Origin of the sequence: Tamaricihabitans halophyticus (assembly GCF_004340875.1) — a bacterium.
Lineage (GTDB): Bacteria > Actinomycetota > Actinomycetes > Mycobacteriales > Pseudonocardiaceae > Tamaricihabitans > Tamaricihabitans halophyticus.
The window spans coordinates 1-19988 of record NZ_SLXQ01000021.1 but is presented as its reverse complement, the minus strand read 5'-3'; the positions used below and the strand labels follow the sequence as shown (position 1 = coordinate 19988).

19 protein-coding genes and 1 rRNA gene are annotated in these 19988 nt (G+C 67.2%); 4 read left to right on the top strand and 16 right to left on the bottom strand.

Features of this window, described 5'->3' with window-relative positions:
- Positions 1-37 precede the first annotated feature (37 nt).
- Complete coding sequence (locus tag EV191_RS27150; RefSeq protein WP_132880603.1) at positions 38-772, top strand: DUF4191 domain-containing protein; 735 nt, start codon at positions 38-40, stop codon at positions 770-772.
- Between the two features lie 57 nt (positions 773-829).
- Here EV191_RS27150 and EV191_RS27145 read toward each other — a convergent pair whose 3' ends face one another.
- Positions 830-1282: an RDD family protein gene (locus EV191_RS27145; protein WP_243659265.1), complete on the bottom strand. Its 453-nt coding sequence runs from the start codon at positions 1280-1282 to the stop codon at positions 830-832.
- 224 nt (positions 1283-1506) lie between these two features.
- Between EV191_RS27145 and glnA the strand changes: the two genes are divergently transcribed.
- Positions 1507-2931, top strand: a complete 1425-nt coding sequence (gene glnA / locus EV191_RS27140; RefSeq protein WP_132880601.1) for a type I glutamate--ammonia ligase — start codon at positions 1507-1509, stop codon at positions 2929-2931.
- 63 nt (positions 2932-2994) lie between these two features.
- On the opposite strand, the gene EV191_RS27135 is transcribed toward glnA, so the two are convergent.
- Genes EV191_RS27135 through EV191_RS27090 form a run of 10 tightly spaced genes read right to left on the bottom strand, consistent with a single transcriptional unit; the run spans position 2995 to position 11960 of the window.
- Positions 2995-4695, bottom strand: coding sequence for an SWIM zinc finger family protein (locus tag EV191_RS27135; RefSeq protein WP_132880600.1), 1701 nt, complete (start codon positions 4693-4695; stop codon positions 2995-2997).
- 52 nt (positions 4696-4747) lie between these two features.
- The gene (locus EV191_RS27130) at positions 4748-5569 is read right to left on the bottom strand and encodes an IclR family transcriptional regulator (protein ID WP_132880598.1); all 822 of its coding nucleotides are present in this window, start codon (positions 5567-5569) and stop codon (positions 4748-4750) included.
- Entirely contained in the window at positions 5566-6303 is a 738-nt protein-coding gene (gene phtC, locus EV191_RS27125) for a 3,4-dihydroxyphthalate decarboxylase (RefSeq protein ID WP_132880596.1), read from the bottom strand. The genes EV191_RS27130 and phtC overlap by 4 nt, the downstream gene beginning before the upstream one ends.
- A gap of 13 nt (positions 6304-6316) precedes the next feature.
- Positions 6317-7099: a 3-(cis-5,6-dihydroxycyclohexa-1,3-dien-1-yl)propanoate dehydrogenase gene (gene hcaB, locus EV191_RS27120; RefSeq protein WP_132880595.1), complete on the bottom strand. Its 783-nt coding sequence runs from the start codon at positions 7097-7099 to the stop codon at positions 6317-6319.
- A 21-nt stretch (positions 7100-7120) separates the two neighbouring features.
- Positions 7121-7369, bottom strand: coding sequence for a dihydrodiol dehydrogenase (locus tag EV191_RS27115; RefSeq protein ID WP_132880593.1), 249 nt, complete (start codon positions 7367-7369; stop codon positions 7121-7123).
- 33 nt (positions 7370-7402) lie between these two features.
- Positions 7403-7933, bottom strand: a complete 531-nt coding sequence (locus tag EV191_RS27110; protein ID WP_132880592.1) for a 3-phenylpropionate/cinnamic acid dioxygenase subunit beta — start codon at positions 7931-7933, stop codon at positions 7403-7405.
- Positions 7930-9285, bottom strand: coding sequence for an aromatic ring-hydroxylating dioxygenase subunit alpha (locus tag EV191_RS27105; RefSeq protein ID WP_132880590.1), 1356 nt, complete (start codon positions 9283-9285; stop codon positions 7930-7932). Before EV191_RS27105 ends, EV191_RS27110 begins: the two co-directional genes overlap by 4 nt.
- A 26-nt stretch (positions 9286-9311) precedes the next feature.
- A complete protein-coding gene (locus tag EV191_RS27100; protein ID WP_132880588.1) occupies positions 9312-10436 on the bottom strand; it encodes a serine aminopeptidase domain-containing protein in 1125 nt (374 codons plus the stop codon).
- Positions 10437-10454: 18 nt separating this feature from the next.
- Positions 10455-10958, bottom strand: a complete 504-nt coding sequence (locus tag EV191_RS27095; protein ID WP_132880587.1) for a VOC family protein — start codon at positions 10956-10958, stop codon at positions 10455-10457.
- A gap of 18 nt (positions 10959-10976) precedes the next feature.
- On the bottom strand, positions 10977-11960 hold the full coding sequence (locus EV191_RS27090) for an LLM class flavin-dependent oxidoreductase (protein WP_132880585.1): 984 nt from the start codon (positions 11958-11960) through the stop codon (positions 10977-10979).
- Between the two features lie 167 nt (positions 11961-12127).
- On the opposite strand from EV191_RS27090, the gene EV191_RS27085 reads away from it, so the two are divergent.
- Together EV191_RS27085 and EV191_RS27080 are read left to right on the top strand one after the other, a co-directional pair.
- A complete protein-coding gene (locus tag EV191_RS27085; protein ID WP_132880584.1) occupies positions 12128-13576 on the top strand; it encodes a carboxylesterase/lipase family protein in 1449 nt (482 codons plus the stop codon).
- A 9-nt stretch (positions 13577-13585) separates the two neighbouring features.
- Positions 13586-14077 carry a VanZ family protein gene (locus EV191_RS27080; protein WP_132880582.1) on the top strand — a complete coding sequence of 164 codons (492 nt, stop codon included), beginning with the start codon at positions 13586-13588 and terminating at the stop codon, positions 14075-14077.
- Here EV191_RS27080 and EV191_RS27075 read toward each other — a convergent pair.
- The 5 genes from EV191_RS27075 to rrf all read right to left on the bottom strand — a co-directional run.
- Entirely contained in the window at positions 14058-14495 is a 438-nt protein-coding gene (locus EV191_RS27075; RefSeq protein ID WP_132880580.1) for an acyl-CoA thioesterase, read from the bottom strand. The two genes, EV191_RS27080 and EV191_RS27075, sit on opposite strands and share 20 nt — an antisense overlap.
- 34 nt (positions 14496-14529) lie before the next feature.
- Positions 14530-17661 carry a bifunctional [glutamine synthetase] adenylyltransferase/[glutamine synthetase]-adenylyl-L-tyrosine phosphorylase gene (locus EV191_RS27070; protein ID WP_132880578.1) on the bottom strand — a complete coding sequence of 1044 codons (3132 nt, stop codon included), beginning with the start codon at positions 17659-17661 and terminating at the stop codon, positions 14530-14532.
- 45 nt (positions 17662-17706) lie between these two features.
- The gene (locus EV191_RS27065; protein ID WP_207894773.1) at positions 17707-18846 is read right to left on the bottom strand and encodes an inorganic phosphate transporter; all 1140 of its coding nucleotides are present in this window, start codon (positions 18844-18846) and stop codon (positions 17707-17709) included.
- Between the two features lie 122 nt (positions 18847-18968).
- Positions 18969-19742, bottom strand: coding sequence for a type 1 glutamine amidotransferase (locus EV191_RS27060; protein WP_243659264.1), 774 nt, complete (start codon positions 19740-19742; stop codon positions 18969-18971).
- A 157-nt stretch (positions 19743-19899) separates the two neighbouring features.
- Positions 19900-19988: ribosomal RNA gene (gene rrf, locus EV191_RS27055) — 5S ribosomal RNA — on the bottom strand; the annotation flags it as partial.

Below are 19988 nucleotides of genomic sequence, written 5' to 3'. Positions count from 1 at the left end.
CTGTCTCGCTCCCCCCTGCCGCCCGTATCCTGGGGACATGGCGGGCAAGCAGACCATGACCAAGGAAGAGCGCAAGGCTGCCAAGAAGGCGAAAAAGGCGGCGAGCAAGGCCAGGCGCGGGCAGATCTTCCAGGCGTTCAAGATGCAGCGCAAGGAAGACAAAGGCCTGATCCCGTGGCTACTCGCCACGTTCCTGCTGGTCACCGGCGTCGTGTTCGGGATCGGCTGGCTGCTCGGTATTCAATGGATGCTACTGCCGGTCGGTATCGCGCTCGGCCTACTTGGCGCGGTGATCGTGTTCGGTCGCCGTGTGCAGCGCAACGTGTACAGCAAGGCCGACGGCCAGCCGGGTGCGGCCGCATGGGCGCTGGACAACCTGCGCGGCAACTGGCGGGTCACGCCGACCGTCGCCGGCACGACACAGTTGGACGCGATTCACCGGGTGCTCGGTCGACCGGGTGTGATTCTGGTCGCCGAGGGCGCGCCGCACCGGGTCAAGGGTCTGCTCGCACAGGAGAAGAAGCGGATCGCGCGGCTGATTGGCGATACGCCGATCTACGACATCATCATCGGCCACGACGAGGGCCAGGTGCCGTTGCGCAAACTGCAGAGCAGCCTGACCAAGCTGCCCCGCAACCTGGCCAAGGGACAGGTTGGCGCGCTGGAGGCAAAGCTGTCCGCGCTCGCCAGCAGGGGTTCGGCGATGCCGAAGGGCCCGACCCCGCAGGGCGCGAAGATGCGCAACGTGCAGCGCACCATCCGCCGCCGCTAGCGTCCCCGCACGCCCGGTGACCGCGTTCTTTAAGGTTAGCGAGGTTATTGCGAACGTCTAGCGCAGCCGGACGACGATGGTGCCGGTGGCGCGGTCGTGCCAACCACGGCCGTCGTGATTACGGATCAGTACGGGAATGATCAGGAAGGTGAGCACGCACCGGATCAGTGCGCGCACCGGGCCGACCATCCGGGCCCCATCCATCCTGGCCACCCGGATGCCCAGCGCGGCCATCCCCGGCGTCATGCCGAACAAGCTGGCGGAGAGCACGGTGTGGCCAACCCAGAGTGCCAGCGCCAGGTAGTTGTACTGCTGCATCACCGCGGCTTCGGCCACCTCTGGCCGCACGAACAGGGCGGTGATCAGCGAGGCGAGCACGAGATCGATCAGCAGGGCGCCCAAGCGACGACCAGCGCCCGCTACGGAGCCCGCGCCCGTTTTTGGCAGCCCGAGGTCCTCGCCAGGCCAATTCGGTGATCGCTGTACGTCGGTACCTTCGGTTTCGCTCACGGCGCCTTCCCGTAGGGAGCCACTCATCGCCACCCGTCCAGGGTATGCGTTCCCGCAGAACCGGCCGGCACCGGCCAGTGTCGGTAACGTGCCGTGCGGTTTGGGCGGCTAGTTAACGCCTGCGAAACATTCGGGTGATGACCGGGCAACACCGTACGCATAGCGTCTGCGGTCAAGGCACGACTGCCCCTGGCCGCAGCCACGACGATAAGGAGTCTACGAGCGTGTTTTCCTCCCCCGACGAAGTCCTCCGGTATATCGCGGACGAGGACGTGCGGTTCGTCGACATCCGGTTCTGCGACCTGCCGGGCGTCATGCAGCACTTCACCGTCCCGGCGAGCGCCTTCGACGAGGACGCCTTCCGCAGCGGACTAGCCTTCGACGGGTCTTCGGTACGCGGTTTCCAATCGATCCACGAATCGGACATGCTGCTGTTGCCCGACCCGTACACGGCGCGGCTCGATCCGTTCCGGATCGAAAAGACCCTAATGATCAACTTCTTCGTGCATGACCCGTTCACGCACGAGCCGTACAGCCGTGACCCGCGTAACATCGCCCGCAAGGCCGAGCAGTACATCACCGAATCGGGTGTCGCGGACCTCGCCTACTTTGGCCCGGAGGCCGAGTTCTACACCTTCGATTCGATCCGCTTCGCCAACTCGGAGAACGCATCCTTCCACGAGATCGACTCGGTGGAGGGCTGGTGGAACACCGGCGCCGACGAGCCGGGCGGCAACAAGGGTTACAAGACCCGGTTCAAGGGTGGTTACTTCCCGGTTCCGCCGGTCGACCACTTCGCCGACCTGCGCGACAAGATGGTGTTGAACCTGGAATCCTCCGGTTTCACCGTGGAGCGCGCGCACCACGAGGTCGGCACCGCGGGCCAGGCGGAGATCAACTACAAGTTCAACACGCTGCTGCACGCTGCCGATGACCTGCAGTTGTTCAAGTACATCATCAAGAACACCGCGTGGGCCGATGACAAGACGGCGACCTTCATGCCGAAGCCGCTGTTCGGAGACAACGGCTCGGGGATGCACTGCCACCAGTCGCTGTGGAAGGACGGCGCCCCGCTGTTCCACGACGAGTCGGGCTATGCCGGCCTCTCGGACACCGCACGGCACTACATCGGTGGGATCCTGGCGCACGCGCCGAGCTTGCTCGCCTTCACCAACCCCACGGTGAACTCCTACCACCGGTTGGTGCCCGGTTATGAGGCACCGGTCAGCCTGGTGTACTCGCAGCGCAACCGGTCTGCCTGTGTACGGATTCCGATCACCGGCAACAACCCGAAGGCCAAGCGCATCGAGTTCCGCTGCCCCGACTCGTCCGGTAACCCCTACCTGGCATTCGCCGCGATGCTGATGGCCGGGATCGACGGAGTGAAGAACAAGATCGAGCCGGCGGCGCCGATCGACAAGGATCTTTACGAACTGCCGCCGGAGGAGTTCAAGGACGTCGCGCAGGTCCCCGCCGATCTGGGCACGGTGCTGGACACCCTGGAGTCCGACCACGAGTTCCTGCTCGAAGGTGGCGTGTTCACGCCGGACGTGATCGAGACCTGGATCGAGTTCAAGCGGGAGCACGAGATCGACCCGCTGCGGCTGCGCCCGCACCCGTACGAGTTCTCGCTCTACTACGACGTGTAGCAGACAGCTTGCCCTGATCTGGCCGGCCGGTTCCGCGAATCCCGCGGGACCGGCCGTGCTGTTTCACAACCCAGCCTTGTCGAGCTCCTCGCGCAGCGCCCGTTTGGCGCGATGCTCGGCACGCAGTTCGGCAAGACGCGATTCAAAGTCCGCCGCGCGATCACAGCGAATGAACAGCGGGCGAGCTTCCGAGAGCAGCCGCGCGGCGATGCGGTAGAAGTCGCGGTTCTTGTGGCCGATCGCCTGGTCCGCAGCGGCGAGCAGGATCGGGATCGCATCCTCCGGCTGGGCGCTGGCGCGATCTCGCGCCAGGCGTAGCCACAGGTCGTCTCGGCAGCCGCCGTCCTTGGCCGCTTGCCAGGCCGCGTCACTGTCGCCTTCCCACAGCAACACTTCCACCAGGGTGGAATGCCCTGCTCCGCGAGGGTAGGGCAGCGGGTTAAACCGGGCTGATGCTGACGGTTGTGCCCGCAACAGTTCGATAGCACGCTCTCGCCAGGCCGGAAACCGCTGCCCAGTGGCCTCGCGCAGCGCGACGTAACAATCCAGGGTTGGCCGCTCAGCGAAGTTCGCCCACAGCAGTTCGCCGGCCTCCGCCTGGCGTCCTGCTCGGAGGTGGCAGTCTGCGGCGAGCGACCGCAGCCGCTGATCGGGAGGGAACTCCGCCAAACCGCGTTCCAGCCAGTCCAGCGCCTCCCCGTCACGACCGTCCGCACATAGCCGTTCGGCGATGCGCAGCACGTCGGCGCCGCTGGTCACGTTGCGGGACAGCACCTCGATGAGCGCATCGGCGCCACCCGTGGATTCGGCCAACTGTTCCATCAGATAGTTGACGACGAACCGGCGGCCGCTGTAGTCGTGCGGTTCCGCGGGCGGCAGGTCCCGCCATGTACTCTCGATCAGCTCTCGGTAGCGAGCCATGCCGGTCGGTCCCAGAATAGGCTCATAGTCCGGCAGCACATTCAGAAATACCTCGTAGTCACTGGCCAGCGCCCGTGCGACCAGTGACTCAGCCAAGGCGACCGGATCGGGCTCGCCAGCCGCGCAAGCGGCCAGATGAATCTCCTCAGCGCGGCCGATGGCATCCCCGATGCCACCGTCGGAATCGTCAACCTGCCAGGCCGCACCGTCCAACAATTCCAACGCGTACTCGACCAGCTTCACCGCCGCGTCGGGAAAGCCCGCGCCAACCAGGCCAGCCACCTCGTCCAGTGCATCGTCGACTCCCTGGACATAGGAGTGCGCGGAGCCGTAGTGCACGAAGTCACCGATCTCGATCGCTCGTTCCAGACGTGCCCGCAGCGCTCGGGCGTCATAGGCGGTCCGCGCCTCGGCCCCGGCCGCCACATCCAGACGCGCCCGCAACGCCCGATCAGCTCGTGCCGCGGCCAGGAGTTCATCCACCAGCCATGCCCTGTCCTGATCGAGCAGGAACTCGCGCAGCCGCTCGTCCGGCACCGGCTGCGCGCGGGCTTCGTCGACCTCACCGCCGGCATCCAGCCAGGCAAGTGCGGTCGCGACGCAGTGCTTACAGAACACACCCTCCTTCCCGTACGGACAGGAGCACCGGGCCGCCAGCCCACGCCGTGCGACGTCCAGCCGCACCTGGTAGACGCTCGTACCGGCCACCGTCGCGGTCACCGATGTCCCGTCGACCGTGAACCGGCGCACCCGGCCCGCCGTGAAATAGGCGCGCCCTCGCTCGAACGAACGGGGGTCTGCCAGCGCCCGCACGGACTGTTCACTCACTTTGGCGACTGCCATGGCCGTCGATCATGTCACCGTGGCCACTTCCCCGCATCGGAGACTTCGCGGGTCAGACCAGTAGCTCGGCGATTTCCTTCGCCGCGTCGATGAGTGCCTCGGCCACGCTGCTCCGGACGGCGGCGGAGATGCGGGTGGTCGGCATGGAGACGTTGACCGCGTAAAGACTCCCGCTCGGGCTGGTGATGGCCACCGCCACGGAGGCGACGCTCTCCTCACTTTCCTGCTTGCTCGCCGCGTAACCGCGTTTGCGGGTGGTGGCGAGCTCGCGCTCGAGGGCGGCACGGGAGGTGATCGTCTTGTCCGTCACCGCGGCCAGCTGCTCCTCCGGGTACAGCCGGTGCAGCTCGGTCTGGCTCAACGTGGACAACATCGCCTTGCCGGTCGACGTGCAGTGGGCCGGCAGCGACCGGCCCACCCGCGAAGCCACCCGCACCGCCCGACCACTCTCGATCGAATCGAGGAAGTTGACCTGGCTGCCGACCAGCCGGCCGAGGTGCACCGTCTCGTCGAACTCGAGGTTCAGCCGTTCCAGCACGGGACGCGCCCGAGCGCGGGCGTCCACCTGGCGGAGCACGGCGGTGGCGACGGTGGCCAGCGCGCCCCCTGGCTCGTAGGCCCTGGATGCCGTGTCCTGCCGGACAAAACCCCGGTACTGCAGCATGGCCAACAAGCGATGCGCGGTCGAGGACGCCACCCCGAGATAACTGCTCGCGTCGGTCAGCCGGATCCGTGGCTGCTCCGCGAACAGCAGCAGCAACTTGAGCGCGTTGTCCACTGACTCGATCGGATACTGGGGTACCGGCGGATTCTGGGACACCGGCGGATTCTGGGGTGGAGTGGGACCGTCCGCGTCCCGTCGAGCCGCGCTCATGGCGAGGAGTCTAACCAGGACGGATGGCCACGTTCGCCGAGTCGGGCGAGCTCATGCCGCCACGCCACGTCGACGTTGAATCCCGCGCCGAGATCGGGCAGCTCGGCCAGATCGGCGTCCGGCAGGTCGGTTAGCTGCCCACCGGCCGCGCGCACGGCGAGGGCGAGCGCGGCGATGCGGTCCACGCTGATGGTCTGCAGCACCGCCCGCTCGACCCCGTCAGCGGCGCTGGTCAACCCGTGCCCACGGAGCAGCACCACCGGGCACTCGGCCATCGCGGACACCATCTCGGCAGCCAGCGACCGGTCGCGGATGAGCACGCCGCGCGGGTAGACGGGCACACCGCCGCGCGCCAACCGCGCGCCGGGAATATCGAAGGCCCCGATAATCGGGCGGATGGCGAGACCGGCCAGGTCCGCGGCCACGGTCGCCGGCGGATGCGCGTGCACCACGGCCCGCACCTCCGGCCGTGCTCGCAGTACCTCGGTGTGCAGCGGCAGCTCGTTCGGCGGCACGTACCCGTCCAACTCTCCCGGCGCTCCCTCGGCGCCATCCAGGGTGACCAGTCGGATATCGCTCGGCTCGGTGTCCGCCAGACCGCGCTCGCGCGGACCCCGGCAGCGCACCAGCAACCGCTCGGCATCCGCCCGCAAGCTGACATGCCCGAGCAGGCCATCAGTCAGCCCACGGGCGGCCAGTACCCGGCACGCGGCGGCCACCAGTTCCCGTGTCACGTCACCACCTCACTCAGGTTCGACTTCCGATGCCACCGTCGGAGTGCAGTACGTCGCCGGTGATCCCACGGGCTCCCGCGGAAGCAAGGAACACGTAACTGCGCGCATGATCTGCGGCGGAAAGCGCCACATTCAGCGGCGTGCGCGCGGCCAGCTCGGCAGGTCGATCCGGTGAATCCAGCCGGCGCCCAGCCAGCCCCAGCGCGGAGGCACCGCGCAGGTCAGTGTCCAGCGTGCCGCCCGGTGCGACCGCGTTGACCCGGACCGCCGGTGCCAGTTCGGCGGCGAGTGCGGTGACCAGCCCGCGCACCGCGAACTTCGAAGCCACGTAGAGCACCCCGCCCCTGCCGGGATAGTAGGCCGAAGTGGACTCGGTGAGGATCACCGCGCCACCGGAGTTGGACAGCTCGGAAACGGCCGCCCGCGCGGCGTGCAGGCAGCTTTTCACGTTCACCGCGAAGATCTCGTCGAACGCCGGATCGAGCGCCTGACTATCCAATTCAGATAGTTTTCGGTAGAAGTCGAACACCCCGGCACAGTGCACCAGCACATCCAGCCCACCGAACGCCTCGGCGGCGACGCGCACGGCTTCCTCGTTGGCCGCAGCCGTGGTCGCATCGCCCGCGACGACCGGAACATCGGGTCGCGCCTCGGTCAGCGCCTGGCATTTGGCCTGATCGCGTTCGAGAACAGCGACCCTTGCCCCCTCGGCCAGGTAGGCCTCGACGACCGCGCGGCCAATACCAGACCCAGCCCCGATCACCAGCGCGCGCCGCCCGGCGAGCCATCCCGTCACGACGTCACCTCGCCGGCCGGTTCACGATTCCCCCGCGATCAGCGGGGACATCGGATTGCTGATCATCGCCGAGAACGTCTGCGGGGTCTGCCAGGTAAGCGCCTCCAACTCGAGCGGGCACAAGGTGATCCACTGGCCACTGCGTGGCGACTCGATCAGCAGTCGCGCACCGTTGCGGGTCTCCACCCTACGCACCCATACCTCGGCGAACTCGTTGGCGACCACGATGTCCTCGGTCGCTGCCGATGGTTCGGGCCCATCTTCACGCATAGGAGCAGCCTCACTCATAGGAACCAGCCTCACTTATAGGAACACTGCCAAGTTCTGGATCCGCAATACCGACTCATCAACCGTGATCGACCGAAGCGCAAGCAGCCATCCGTCCGAAGTGGATCGGAGCAGGTCCTGTCTGCCGTAGGAAACCAGCGCCGGTTCGCGCACATCACCCCTGCTGCGGAACAGCAGCACGGCCGAGTCCACAAGCAACTCGTCCGCCCGGTCGGTCGCGAAGGTACGGACATTGCTCAGGTGGTGCCGCAGCCGCGACGGTGGGTCCTCCGTCCAGGCGTGCTCGGTGGCGAATCTGGCCACCCGCCGGCTGAGCGAGTACTTGTCCTCGTCGAAATGCGCCATCCCCGGGGCGGTGTCGAACCCGGCACCGAGCGCGGTGGTCGCCCGCACCGGCATGAGGTAGCGAACGTCCTCGGCGAGCAGTTCCAGCCATGCGGCGTAGTTCTGCGCGTCGAGCAGATAGGTCTCGTCCACCAGCCATCGGTGCGCGAGCAGGTGACGCTGGTCGTCGAACGGTAGGCTGGCCCCGGAGCGCGCCGTCATGGCCGCGCGCCAATATCAACAGGATCGGCAGCCGCGATTGGCTGCTCCAGGTAGTCGGCCCACCTGTGCAGTAGCGCGCGCTGGTTGTGCTCGGCATAGCCGACGTAAGCGGTGCCAGGTCCGGCGAACTCGTCCGAGCCGAGCGCCTCGGTGACCGTGGTGTCGTCGGCAAGCAGGCCCATCCGGCTGTTCAGCCGCAGCCGCCGCGCCATCTGACCAGCCGCCGTGCTTGTCATGGACACCCAGTTCTCCACGTCATCCTGCTCGAACATCCCACTGCTGCCGAAGCACATCAGATATGCCTTGTACGACAACAGCTTGAACTGTTCCGGTGCCTGCTTGTCCACGGCGAACCAGGAAAGTACCTCGGTTTCGTCCGCGCTCACCGGTTGCCACAGGCGCAGCGACATGAACGGCAACACGTCGTCGCTGTCGGCCACCTTGGGCCAGTTGTGCACGAAACTCAGATTGGGAAACAACGAGGCCGCGGAGATCATGAAACCGTTCTCCCCGATGACCTTCTGCTGAGCGGCAGACCAGGTTTCCTTCATCCGCGCGATCATCTCGTCCGGGTAGCCGACGTAGCGCAGCCGCTCATCAAAGGTTCCTGGCGGCAACTTGTACGTGGTGCCGCCGCCATTGCCGGCCCAGTAGGTGCTGCCGTCCTTGCGTTTCTCCGCCTTGGGCTCCCGGAACAGGCCGATCTCGACCACGCTCGTATGGGTGTGTGGGGTGTGGTACATATCGCCGGCGAAGTTCTCCGCGCCGATCTTCCAGTTTGCCTTGATCCGCCAGCGTTGCGGCCCGCGCAGCTCGATGCCGGCATCGCTTTGCCGGGTGTAGTAATCGAGATAGAACGCGAAATCACCGAGGTAGTCCCGCAGTGGTGGCGCATCGGCGTCCAGACTGACGAATATCAGTCCGTTGTAGATATCCAGTGAGGGCGCGGGGAGCAGCGTCTGGCCCGCACGCCGGAAGCCTGACTCGCCGCCGTAGGCATCGCGGTAGAACGGCAGTCCGACCAGCCGACCGTCGTTGCGATACGACCAACCGTGGTACGGGCAGCGAAAGTGCGAGGCGTTGCCGATCTCGGCCCGGCACACCTGCATGCCCCTGTGCAGACACATGTTGAACAGCACCCGGACATCACCCTGCTCGTCGCGGACCACGATGAACGAGTCGTCCAGCACACGGCGTACCACATAGTCACCTGGCGAGGGAATCTCCGATTCGTGCGCGACGAACTGCCAGGAGCGGCCGAACACGCGGTCCCGTTCCAGCCGGAAGATGTCCTCGTCGTTGTAGATATGCGCCGGGATCATGCCACGCCGCACGTCGTCGAGTACCGTCATCAGACCTCCCAATCCCGGCGCGGCGGTTACGCCGGCCGCACCCAATCGACAACGGCGTCGGCCACCTGAGCCACCAGCCCAGGTTGGCCCTGCAGGTAATGCGTGCCACCCTCGACCGCGCGCAGCTCCTTGTTCTCGTGCGGCACGGCGTCGAACAACGAACGCGCATGGCTGGGAAAACAGGCCTGGTCAGCGGTCCCGTACAGCACCAAGGTGGGCACGCTGGTCCGAGCCAGGTGGTACGGACCGGCGCAGTGGGACTCGTCGATGCTCCACTGGGACAGCCAAGAGCGCAGACTGGTGTGGTGACCGAGCGAAGCCGGCATCAGGTTGGCTTGCGCGGCAGGACCCCACATAGTGCCTGGGGCCCGCCCGGTCGGTTCCATGGTGAGGTCGAGAAACCGAGGTTCCGCGCCGGTTCCGTGTACGACGAACGGCAGATCCCGCACCCCGGCTGGATTCTCCGCCAGCCCAGCAAGCGTTTCCCGGACCCAGGCAGTGATCCGGCGGTTACGGTCGAGCTGCGCGGTACGGAAGCGGGTGAGAAACTCCGGAGTGTACGGCGGACCGTTACGCTCATCGAACAGGTCAACCGACGGATCCCGCCGCCACGGATCATGTTCATCCACAATGGCTGGATCGAGCCATTCGGTGTAGACGATGGCGCGGCCGGGATGGGCCATCAGCTCGATCAGCGCGTCGACCGGGGGCAGGGTGGCCGCGGTGAGATCCGGCGGGTCACCGGCTGGCGTATGCCGGACGCTCGGCGATTCCGCCTGGCTCTGGTAGAGCGCGACCAAACCGCCGCCGCCGGAGTTGCCGACCAGCGCGATCCGCTCGTAGCCGCGCTCACGCAGGAACGCTACCGCCGCGCCAATGTCCAGCACGCAGTTCTCCATCAGCAGCGTGCTGTCGTTACCGAGATATCGGGTGGTCAAGCCGACCGCGTCCACACCGCGCTCGGCCAACGGTGCCAGCAGGTAGTGACCGAGAAAGTTGGACGATGGATGAACTACCACAACGGCCGTCTTCGACCCCCCTTCGGCGCGGTGCAACGAGCCCCACAACTTGCCGGCCATGCGGGACACTCCGGAGTAGACATCGATCTGACCGGCGGCACCGGCCATCGGTATGTGCAGCAGCTCGATCATGCGCTCCGCCAGCGGCCGTCAGCTGGTGCTCGTGGTGTGCTCGGATATCCACTGCGCTACCGCCGTGGTGGCCGCGGCGGCATCGTCGTCGTTGAGCTGACGCACCTGATAGGTCAGTTCGAGCCGCACCCCGTTGGGGTCGAAGAAGTAGATCGACTTCCAGGTTCCCTCGTGGTCGATCACGCCACGCACTTTGATGCCCTCGCCGAGCAGCCGCTGATGAGCGGCGTTCAGCTCGTCCATGCTGCCTACGGACAGCGCCAGATGCGGCGCCCAGCGCGGCAATGGCGAGTCGTGGTGGTCGAGAAGCTGGCCTTCGATCTCAAAGAACGCGATGCAGCTGCCGTCGCCCATCTCGAAGAACGTGTGCAGGAACCTGGTCTGCTCGCCGGTGCTGCCGACACTGTCGTCGATGGCGTGACCAACCAGTTTCATACCAAGTATCTCGGTGTAGAACCGCTTGGTGGCGGCCGTGTCCGTGGTGACGTAGGCGACGTGATTGAGTCCTCTTGGCCTTTTCATACCGCGCTGTCCTTTCGATCAGTGGTTGGCCCTGTCGATCAGTGGTCGGATCCGGGCAGCGACCTCGACGGTCCGGCGCACTGCGGTGTCCCATTCGGACAGTCCGGAACGATCGGGCTGGTCACCCGCCGTGCCAATCGGGAACAGGATCGGCAGATCCACCCCGGCGGCCAGATAAGTACGCAACCGACCGGCGACCTCCTGTTCATCCCCCCAGAGCAGGAAATCGTCCACCAGCGCATCGCTGACCTGTCTGAGCGCTTCGGCGCGACGGCCGTCGTCGAGCAGCCGGGCAAGGCGAGCGAGCTCGTCCGTGTGGCCACTGGCGGCGAAGATCCGCGCGGCCGCGGGATGCCGCGCGTAGCCAAGGATCAGCTCAGCGCCAGCATCTCGGGCATCGGCGCGGTCCACGCCGAGCGCGCACGGCAGCACGCATCCGACGGCTGGCTGCCGCCCCGCCGCGCGTATCTGGGCAATGGCGTCCGGAATCGTGCGCGACGTCGTGAGGTTGAGCAGCACGCCGTCACCGATCTCGGCGGCAAGCCGCAGCATTCGCGGCCGCAGCCCGGCGAGGTACACCGGAACTTCGCGCCGCGCGGGACGGTCCAGCCCAAGGCCACCGGCAAGCACCTCGCGCAGGCTAGCCACGTAGTCCCGCATGAACGGCACCGGCGCGGCGGGCGGTATCCCCAGCGAGTCCTCATTGAGCGCAGGGTTGGCCACGCCCAGCCCTAACAGGAACCGGCCGCCGTGCTGTTCATCCATAGTGGCCGCGGTCATCGCGGTGAGCGCGGGATGCCGCAGTCGCGCATTGGCCACCGCGGTACCGACGGTAATCGTACTGGTGGCGGCGAGCGCCGCCTGGCAAAGCGCCAACGAGTCAGCGACCCGCTCGGCGACGAAGAAGTTGTCGAACCCCGCGGTCTCGGCATAGGCAGCCAGCTCGCCGAACCGGCGCGCGGGTAGGCCGCTGCGGCTTGCCACCGACAGTCCGAGCGGCATCGCTCACCTCGCCTCGTCGACTTCTTCTATGCAGAATGGTGTTCTGCAGACTCGGTGTCAACCCCAGCAGACAAGATGGCGATGGGTTAGCCGAACAGCGGGGCGCGCGGCATCCCGGACTCATGCCATGCTGGGCCCAGGAGAGCCACACGCGGGGCGGAGACAGCATGGGCGAGATCGTGCACACGAGATCCGGCGCGGTACGCGGGGTGTCGGCGAACGGGGTGACGTCGTTTCGCGGGATCCCCTACGCGGCACCGCTACACGGCCCACTGCGGTATCTGGCACCCTCGCCGGCGCCTTCATGGGACGGCGTGCGCGACGCTCGGTCGTTCGGCGCTTCGGTTCCCCAGCCGGAACGCCCACAGGCGCCGCGCGCGGGCACCGATCCGGAATGCCTGACCGTGAATGTCTGGACACCACGGCCTGGCGCCGCCGACTTGCCGGTCATGGTGTGGCTGCACGGCGGTGGTTTCGTCGGCGGCTCCGCGACCAGCCCGGATTTCGACGGAACTGTGCTTGCCCGCGCCGGTGTCGTACTCGTGTCGATGAACTACCGGGTCGGCTATCCAGGCTTCGGCTGGGTCGCCGACGCCCCCGCCAACCGCGGCGTACTTGACCAGCTCACCGCGCTGCGCTGGGTGCGGGACAATATCGCCGAGTTCTGCGGGAATCCAGACAGGGTGACGGTATTCGGGCAGTCCGCGGGCGCGACCTCGATCGTCGCGCTGGTCGCCAGTGGAGCCGCGGACGGCTTGTTCCACCGGGCGATCGCGCAGAGCCCCGGCAATGTGTTCCTACCGACCGACGAGGCACGCGCGGTGTCGAGAATGATCACCGACGAGCTGGGGATCGAGCCGACCGCCGATGCGCTCGCCGGCGTAGCGCCGGAGGCCATCCACGCGGCGCAGTGGAACCCGGTCGTGGTGATGTCCGCGGACCCAGGCGCCTGGACCCACCCGCACAGCCCGTACGCGGTGGCACTGGACGGTGAGCTGCTCGACGAGCAGCCGTGGGCGGAGATGCGGCGCACCGGGGCGGGCCGGTCGATCGAGCTGATCTGCGGCGCGATGGCCGACGAAGCTCGGGTCTTCACGGTGGGCGCGGATCCGGCGGCGGTTGATCCGCTACGGTCCGCGCGAAGCATGGGTTTGGACGCTGCGGCGGTGCGGGACTACCGCCGGGCCCGCCCAGGGATCAGCGATGCGGAACTGTCCACTGTGCTGGCTTCGGACGGGATGTTCCGGTTGCCCGCGCACTGGTGCGCGCAGGCGCACGCCGGTATCGGCGGCCACACGTATCTCTATGAGTTCGCCTGGTCGGCCGACCCTGTTCTTGGTGCCTGCCACGGCCTCGACGTGCCGTTCGTCTTCGGTGTCCCGGACGGCCCGGTGGCCGCGGACCTGTTCGGTCCGGTGGTTCCGGACGGGTTCGACACCCTGTCCAGCGCGATCCGCGAGGCATGGGTTGCCTTCGCCGTAACCGGGGACCCCGGCTGGCCCCGGTACCAGCCAAGAGACGGGCTGGCGCGGATCTGGCAACTGCCACCCGTCGTGCGGGCGGACCCGATGGCGGCCACCGCGGCGATCTGGGATCGCGCGACCGACGATCGTTAAAGTCCAACGGTGCTCTCCACGATCGTCGTCACGTATCCGTGGCTCACCACCGCCGCCCTCGTCGCCCTGCTCATCCTTGGCCCGCTCGCGGGATCCTGGCTAACCACGCGATCGCGGATCACCGGTGCGCTGCTGACTTTGTCGATCTTGGCGGTAGCGCTGTTCACCCTCCTGCCGGCGGATCGAGACCTCGTGGTCGGCTGCACCGTGGCGTGGTCCCTGCCCACTCTTGGCGCGGTCGAACTCATGGCGAACCTGGTGCTGTTCGTGCCGCCAGTACTACTCGCTGGCATCCTGACCGGCCGTCCCGGCACCATGCTGCTCGTCGCGAGTGGCGCTTCCGCGGTCATCGAGGTGATTCAGGCGTTTCTCCCCGTGCTTGGCAGAAGCTGCGCCACCAATGACTGGCTCGCCAATACGCTGGGCGCCGCACTCGGCGCCGTGCTCGCGGTGGCGGCCTCAAGATTGGCAACGCCGAAGGCTAGGCCCGGCGGCCGGTGAGCAGCGCGATATCCGCACCCGCATCGGCGAACCTCGCCCGCGGGTCGGTCACGAGCCTGCGCGCGTCCAAGTCCATCAGGCCGAGAACGCAGGTGATCTCGGCGGATACCGTTCCGTCTACTTTGGTCAGAACGGTGTCGATGTGAAACGACTTTCCGGTGCCGAACCGCACATCCGCGCTGGCGTCGAACTCGTCGTTCGCGCGGAGCTCCCTGCGGTAGTTGATGGTCGACTGAAGCAGCACGGCACCGAGCCGCATGTTCATCAGTTTGTCGAACTGGCAACCGGACGCGTCGAACAAGCTGGTCCGCGCCACTTCGCCGTACGAGTGGTACACGGCCTGGTTCACGTGCCCGAGGGTGTCGAGTTCGTAGTTGCGTACGGTCATCCGCACGCTGAAAGGCGTCGCAGCAGTCACGCCGGTCACTGTACGACGCGCGGTCCGCTGACCGTTATGACTGGTAGAACACTCGCTCGACGACCGTTCGCGCCTGACGTGTCGTACGCCGGTAAGAGTCCAGGAACTCGCCGGGATCGTCCGCGTCCGGATCGACGATCAACGCGACCGCGGCCAGCTCGCGCCCGGAGGTCGGCACTTGATCGGTGGGTTTGCCCCGCACCAGTGTCGCCACGTTGCGCACCCTGGTCGCCAGCAGCCAGGCCGTTTCGAGCGCTTCGGCGTCCTGCCGGTCGAGCAGGTCGGCCTCGGCCGCGGCGCGCAAACCGTCGATGGTCGACGTGGTCCGCAGTGCGGGCACCTGATCCGCGTGCTGCAGCTGGAGCAGCTGAATGGTCCACTCCACGTCGGCCAAACCACCGCGCCCGAGCTTGGTGTGCGTTTTCGGGTCCGCGCCCCTCGGCAGGCGTTCGGTGTCGACCCGCGCCTTGATCCGACGGACCTCCCGTGCGCGCGCCTCGTCCACGCCACCGGCCGGATACCGGAACTCCTCAATGGCCGTGATGAACCGCTGGGCGAGTTCGGCGTCGCCGGCAACGTAGCGTGCTCGCAACAGCGCCTGGTGCTCCCAGACATCGCCCCATTTCCGGTAGTAGTTGAGGTACGAGTCGAGGGTGCGCACCAGGGGCCCATTGCGACCTTCCGGGCGAAGATCGGCATCCACCTGCAACGCGGGGTCCTGACTCGGCCCGCCAAGAGCCTTGCGTACCTGCTCGGCGACGGCGCTGGCGAACCGCACCGCTTCGGTACTGTCCGCACTGCCCACACTGTCCGCGCCGGTGGTAGCGCTTGGTTCGCAGACGAACAACACGTCGGCGTCCGAGCCGTAGCCGAGTTCACCACCACCGAGCCGCCCCATGCCGAGCACCGCGATCCGCGCTGGCTGGCTGCCCCACTGGGCCGCGGTCACCCTCGTCGCCACCTCCAGCGCCGAATCGAGCACCGCGATCCAGACGCTGGACAGGGCAAGGCACACCTCGGGTACCGACATCAGCCCGAGCAGATCCGCGCAGGACACCCTCGCCAGTTCGTGCCGCCGCAGGGATCGGGCCGAGGCAACGGCCTCGCGCAGTTCGTGGTGCCGGCCCACGGTGCGCCGCAACGACCGCGCCACCTCGCTGGGATCGCGGTGCGCCAGCTCATCTGGTTGGCCGAGCAGCCGCAGTACTTCGGGCGCGCGGATCAGCAGATCGGGCACGAACCGAGCGGCGCCGAGCACCGTGGCCAGGTTCTGCGCTACGGCGCCTTCGTCCCGCAGCACCCGCAGGTACCAGGGGGTGTTCGCCAGCTCCTCGGAGACCCGGCGATACGCGAGCAGACCGCGATCCGGATCAGGGGTTTCCGCGAGCAGGTCAAGCAGCACCGGCAGCAGGGTCCGTTGGATCGAGGCGCGCCTGCTCATCCCCTCGGTGAGCGCCTTGATGTGGTGCAGCGCGCCATCTGGCGCCGCGTAGCCGAGCGCGGCCAGCCGCTCGAGAGCCTGCTCGGTGGTGAGCCGGAGCCCTTCGCTCGGCACCCTGGATACCGCTTCCAGCAGCGGTCGGTAGAACAGCTTCTCGTGCAGTCGCCGGATCCGCCCCGCGTGCCTGCGCACCTCCGCCTGTAGTTCGGCGCCCGCCGATCGACCGCGCCTGGCCACGACCCCGCTGGCGCGGGCAAGCCAGCGCAGCTCGGCGGCATCGTCCTCGGCTGGCAACAGATGGGTGCGGCGGAGCCGCTGCAGCTGTAACCGGTGCTCCACGGTGCGCAAAAACTGGTACGACTCGCATAGTTCGGTCGCATCAGCTCGTCCCACATAACCACCGGCGGCCAGCGCACGCAGCGCGCCGAGGGTGGCGCGCACGCGCAGTTGCGGGTCATTACGTCCGTGTACCAGCTGCAGGAGTTGTACCGCGAACTCGACATCGCGTAGCCCGCCGGGGCCGAGTTTGAGCTCGCGGCCGGCGATATCGCTCGGCAGATGTCGCTCAACCTTGCGGCGCATCTGTTGCACATCGCCCACGAGGTTGTCCCGGTTCGCCGCCGTCCACACCTGTGGCCAGATCTCGGTCAGATACCTGGCGCCGAGTTCACGGTCACCTGCGATGGGCCGAGCCTTGAGCAGCGCTTGAAACTCCCACGTGCGCGCCCAACGCCGGTAGTAACTGGCGTAGCCGTCCATCGACCGAACCAACTCGCCCGCCTTGCCCTCGGGCCGCAGGGCCGCGTCTACCTCGAAGCAGGCTTTGCCGGCGACCTGCATCATCGTGCTCGCCAGGCGCGCGGCGAGCACCAGATCTCCCTCGCCGACGAACACCACGTCCACATCGCTGACGTAGTTGAGCTCCTGTCCACCGCATTTGCCCATGGCCAGCACCGCAAGCCGGGGCTGCTCCGCTGACGCATCCGGGAGCACGGTCGCGCGGCTCACCGCCAGCGAGGCGATCAGGGCTGCCTCGGCGAGTTCGGTCAGCGCGCCGGCGATCTCGGCATAGCCCGGATCGGGCATGGTCGGCTCGATGAGGTGTGCCAGGTCGGCAGCGGCGATATCCAGCAGCAGTCCCCGATAGGCCGCGCGGAGTGCCTGGATGCCCGCCGCGTCGGTCAGCTCGGCACGCGCGGTCGCCGGATCCGCGTCCGGATCGGCACCGATCGCGTCCAGCAGCACCCGGGTGCCGCGCCGCAGAATCCGCCCGCCCGTCGCGCCGTCGGCGACCACCTCACCGGTCGTTTCCGGGTCGGCTGGTTCGGGGCCGTCTTCCCTTGGGCCGTCTTCCCTTGGGCTACCAACCGTGCCAGGGCCGCCGGCCCCGAGGAGGCGCCGCCATTCCGCTGGGTTGGCGACCAGGTGGTCGGCCAGCGCCGTGGAGGAGCCGAGAACACCGAATAGCCGTGCCCGCAGTGGGCTGTCCGCGACGAGTTCGGTCCGCAGCTCCGTCCAGTCGGTGAGTGCCTCGCGGAGCCGATCGAGCCCGCGTAGCGCCAGGTCCGGGTCCGGGCTGCGGGAAAGGGCAGCGAGCAGGACATCGTTGCCGGGTGTTGGGCCGACCGGCCCCCACCAGCCCGCCTCGGCCAGCATCGTTTCGGCCTGGTCTCCCGTGAGCCCGTAGCGCGCCACGGACGGCGAGTTCCGAGTCCGCTCAGGCATGACAGCGCATCACCACGCGCACCACAGTAGCGGCCCGGAGGCGAATCAGGCGGCCACCCGGCTCGGTTCGCTGTCCGATTCGCCATCCGAGGACGCGGCCGCATGCCGTGGCCCCACCGGTCGGCGCCGAGACGCGAGGTACAGGCCGCCACCAACAGCCAGGCCAACGATGGCGACCGCGACCGTACCGACCGTGCCCGTCGAGGTGATCATGCTGGCGATCGCGCCGACGACCGCAGCACTGGGCAAGGTGATCAGCCAGGCCACGCACATCCGGCCGGCTACCCGCCAGCGCACCGGCGCTTCCCTGCGGCCAAGGCCAGAGCCGATCACTCCGCCGGAGCAGACATGGGTGGTGGACAACGGCAGACCGAGCTGCGAGGAGACCAGGATGACGCTCGCCGAACTCGTTTGCGCCGCGAAACCCTGCGGGCCTTCCAGATCGGTCAGGCCTTTGCCCATGGTGTAGATGATTCGCCAGCCGCCGAGGTAGGTGCCAAGCGCGATGGCCAGCGCGGCGCTCACGATCACCCAGAGCGGCGGAGCCGCGCCTGTCGGGAGCATGCCGGTGGTGACCAGGGTGAGCGTGATGACACCCATGGTTTTCTGCGCATCGTTGGTGCCGTGCGCCAGCGACACCAGCGAGGCGGACAGGATCTGGCCGGCACGGAAACCAGCGGATCGACCTCGGGAACGTCGGCGCCGGACCAGCCGGTAAACCAGGTAGGTCGCGATCATCGCTACCAGGCCAGCCAGTACCGGTGAGGCGATCGCCGGGAGCAGCACCTTTTCCACGATCTTGTCGAAGTGAATGGCTCCCGTGCCGGCGGCAACCCATGCCGCACCGATCAGTCCGCCGAACAACGCATGCGAGGAACTGGAAGGCAGGCCTACGTACCAGGTCAGCAGGTTCCAGATAATGGCCCCGATCAGTCCGCCGAAGATCACCTCGGGGCCGATCGCGGCGTCATCGACCATGCCGCCGGAAATCGTTTTGGCCACTTCGACCGACAGGAAGGCGCCGATCAAGTTCAGTACGGCGGATAACGCGACCGCGATTCGCGGTGACAGTGCTCCGGTCGCGATCGTGGTGGCCATCGCGTTGGCGGCGTCATGGAATCCGTTCGTGAAATCGAATACCAGTGCCGTGGTGACGACTACTACGACCAGCAGCGACACGTCCACCGCTACCTCCGGTGTGGCTTGGCAACTGGTTGCTTCACGCGCTCGCCTGACGGTACATCGTTAACGTATCACCAACTCCTCCCCAGATAGGGTGAGACGTTAACCGACATTTCGCGCGTGGGCTATACAAGCGGTAACTCGCGGGGTGTGGTCGAGCCTTCCAGGCCACCGGTGGCGAGGTCAGCGAAGCGCTGCACGAACGGGCGCCAGGTTTCCGCGATCGCTTCGTGGACCTCGTCGAGGTGGTCCGCGTCCAGCGCCGCCGGCCGGATCCGCTCCGCGAGGTCTGGTCGTTCGGCGAACCAGGCGAGGTACTGGCTGGTTGTTGTCTCGATGTGGAATTGCAGCCCGTACGCGTAGCGACCCACTCGGAAGGCTTGGTTCGCGCATCTGGGCGCGGATGCGAGCAGTTCCGCCGTGGGCGGTAGGGGTTCGATCTCCTGTTCGTGGAACTGGAGCACATCCGGGGTAAGCGGAAGATCCCCGAACAGCGGGTCCCTTGTCGCGGAGTCTCGCTTGGCAACCAGTCGTGGCCCGAGCTCCGGGCCACGGTCGGCGGAACGGATTCGGCCGCCGGTGGCCACCGCGAGTTGTTGGGCGCCGAGGTTGATCGCGAGTGTCGGTGTACTCGTGCTGACCGCGGTGGACAGCAGCGCGCGTAGGGGCGCGAGCGCGGCCGCGCCGTCGGCGGGATTGTCGGCGGGAACTTCGCCTTCGGCACCGAGGACGATGAGCGCCTGATATCCGTCGAGTTCGGTGGGCAGTTCGTCGCCGAAGGCCGGTCTGGTGTCCAACAGCGCTGCTGCCTGCTCGTCTCGGGGTTCGGTGAGCCAGTCGTGCAAGCGGGTCTGCTGATCGGGCTTCGGCTGTAGCACGAGGAATCGCGGCGAACTCACGCGACCAGGGTAGCCTGCGCGAACCATCGCGTTGTCGGATGCCTTCAAGAACCGCTATTCGCGGTCTTTGTCGACGAATAAAAATCAACGACAAATAAGTGGCTAGAAATGCGAAACGGCCAGGCCCCTGGTGGGGTCTGGCCGTTTCGTGATGTGTGTTCGGCGGTGTCCTACTCTCCCACACCCGGTGGGGTGCAGTACCATCGGCGCTGGAGGGCTTAGCTTCCGGGTTCGGGATGGGACCGG

What these genes read in the sequence shown, in the direction of transcription:
- EV191_RS27130 (WP_132880598.1), bottom strand. Translation starts at nt 5,569, where the DNA reads ATGAGCGCGGCTCGACGGGACGCGGACGGTCCCACTCCACCCCAGAAT.
- EV191_RS27150 (WP_132880603.1), top strand. Translation starts at nt 38, where the DNA reads ATGGCGGGCAAGCAGACCATGACCAAGGAAGAGCGCAAGGCTGCCAAG.
- EV191_RS27095 (WP_132880587.1), bottom strand. Translation starts at nt 10,958, where the DNA reads ATGAAAAGGCCAAGAGGACTCAATCACGTCGCCTACGTCACCACGGAC.
- EV191_RS27100 (WP_132880588.1), bottom strand. Translation starts at nt 10,436, where the DNA reads ATGATCGAGCTGCTGCACATACCGATGGCCGGTGCCGCCGGTCAGATC.
- EV191_RS27115 (WP_132880593.1), bottom strand. Translation starts at nt 7,369, where the DNA reads ATGCGTGAAGATGGGCCCGAACCATCGGCAGCGACCGAGGACATCGTG.
- EV191_RS27090 (WP_132880585.1), bottom strand. Translation starts at nt 11,960, where the DNA reads ATGCCGCTCGGACTGTCGGTGGCAAGCCGCAGCGGCCTACCCGCGCGC.
- EV191_RS27135 (WP_132880600.1), bottom strand. Translation starts at nt 4,695, where the DNA reads ATGGCAGTCGCCAAAGTGAGTGAACAGTCCGTGCGGGCGCTGGCAGAC.
- EV191_RS27070 (WP_132880578.1), bottom strand. Translation starts at nt 17,661, where the DNA reads ATGCCTGAGCGGACTCGGAACTCGCCGTCCGTGGCGCGCTACGGGCTC.
- EV191_RS27105 (WP_132880590.1), bottom strand. Translation starts at nt 9,285, where the DNA reads ATGACGGTACTCGACGACGTGCGGCGTGGCATGATCCCGGCGCATATC.
- EV191_RS27110 (WP_132880592.1), bottom strand. Translation starts at nt 7,933, where the DNA reads ATGACGGCGCGCTCCGGGGCCAGCCTACCGTTCGACGACCAGCGTCAC.
- EV191_RS27085 (WP_132880584.1), top strand. Translation starts at nt 12,128, where the DNA reads ATGGGCGAGATCGTGCACACGAGATCCGGCGCGGTACGCGGGGTGTCG.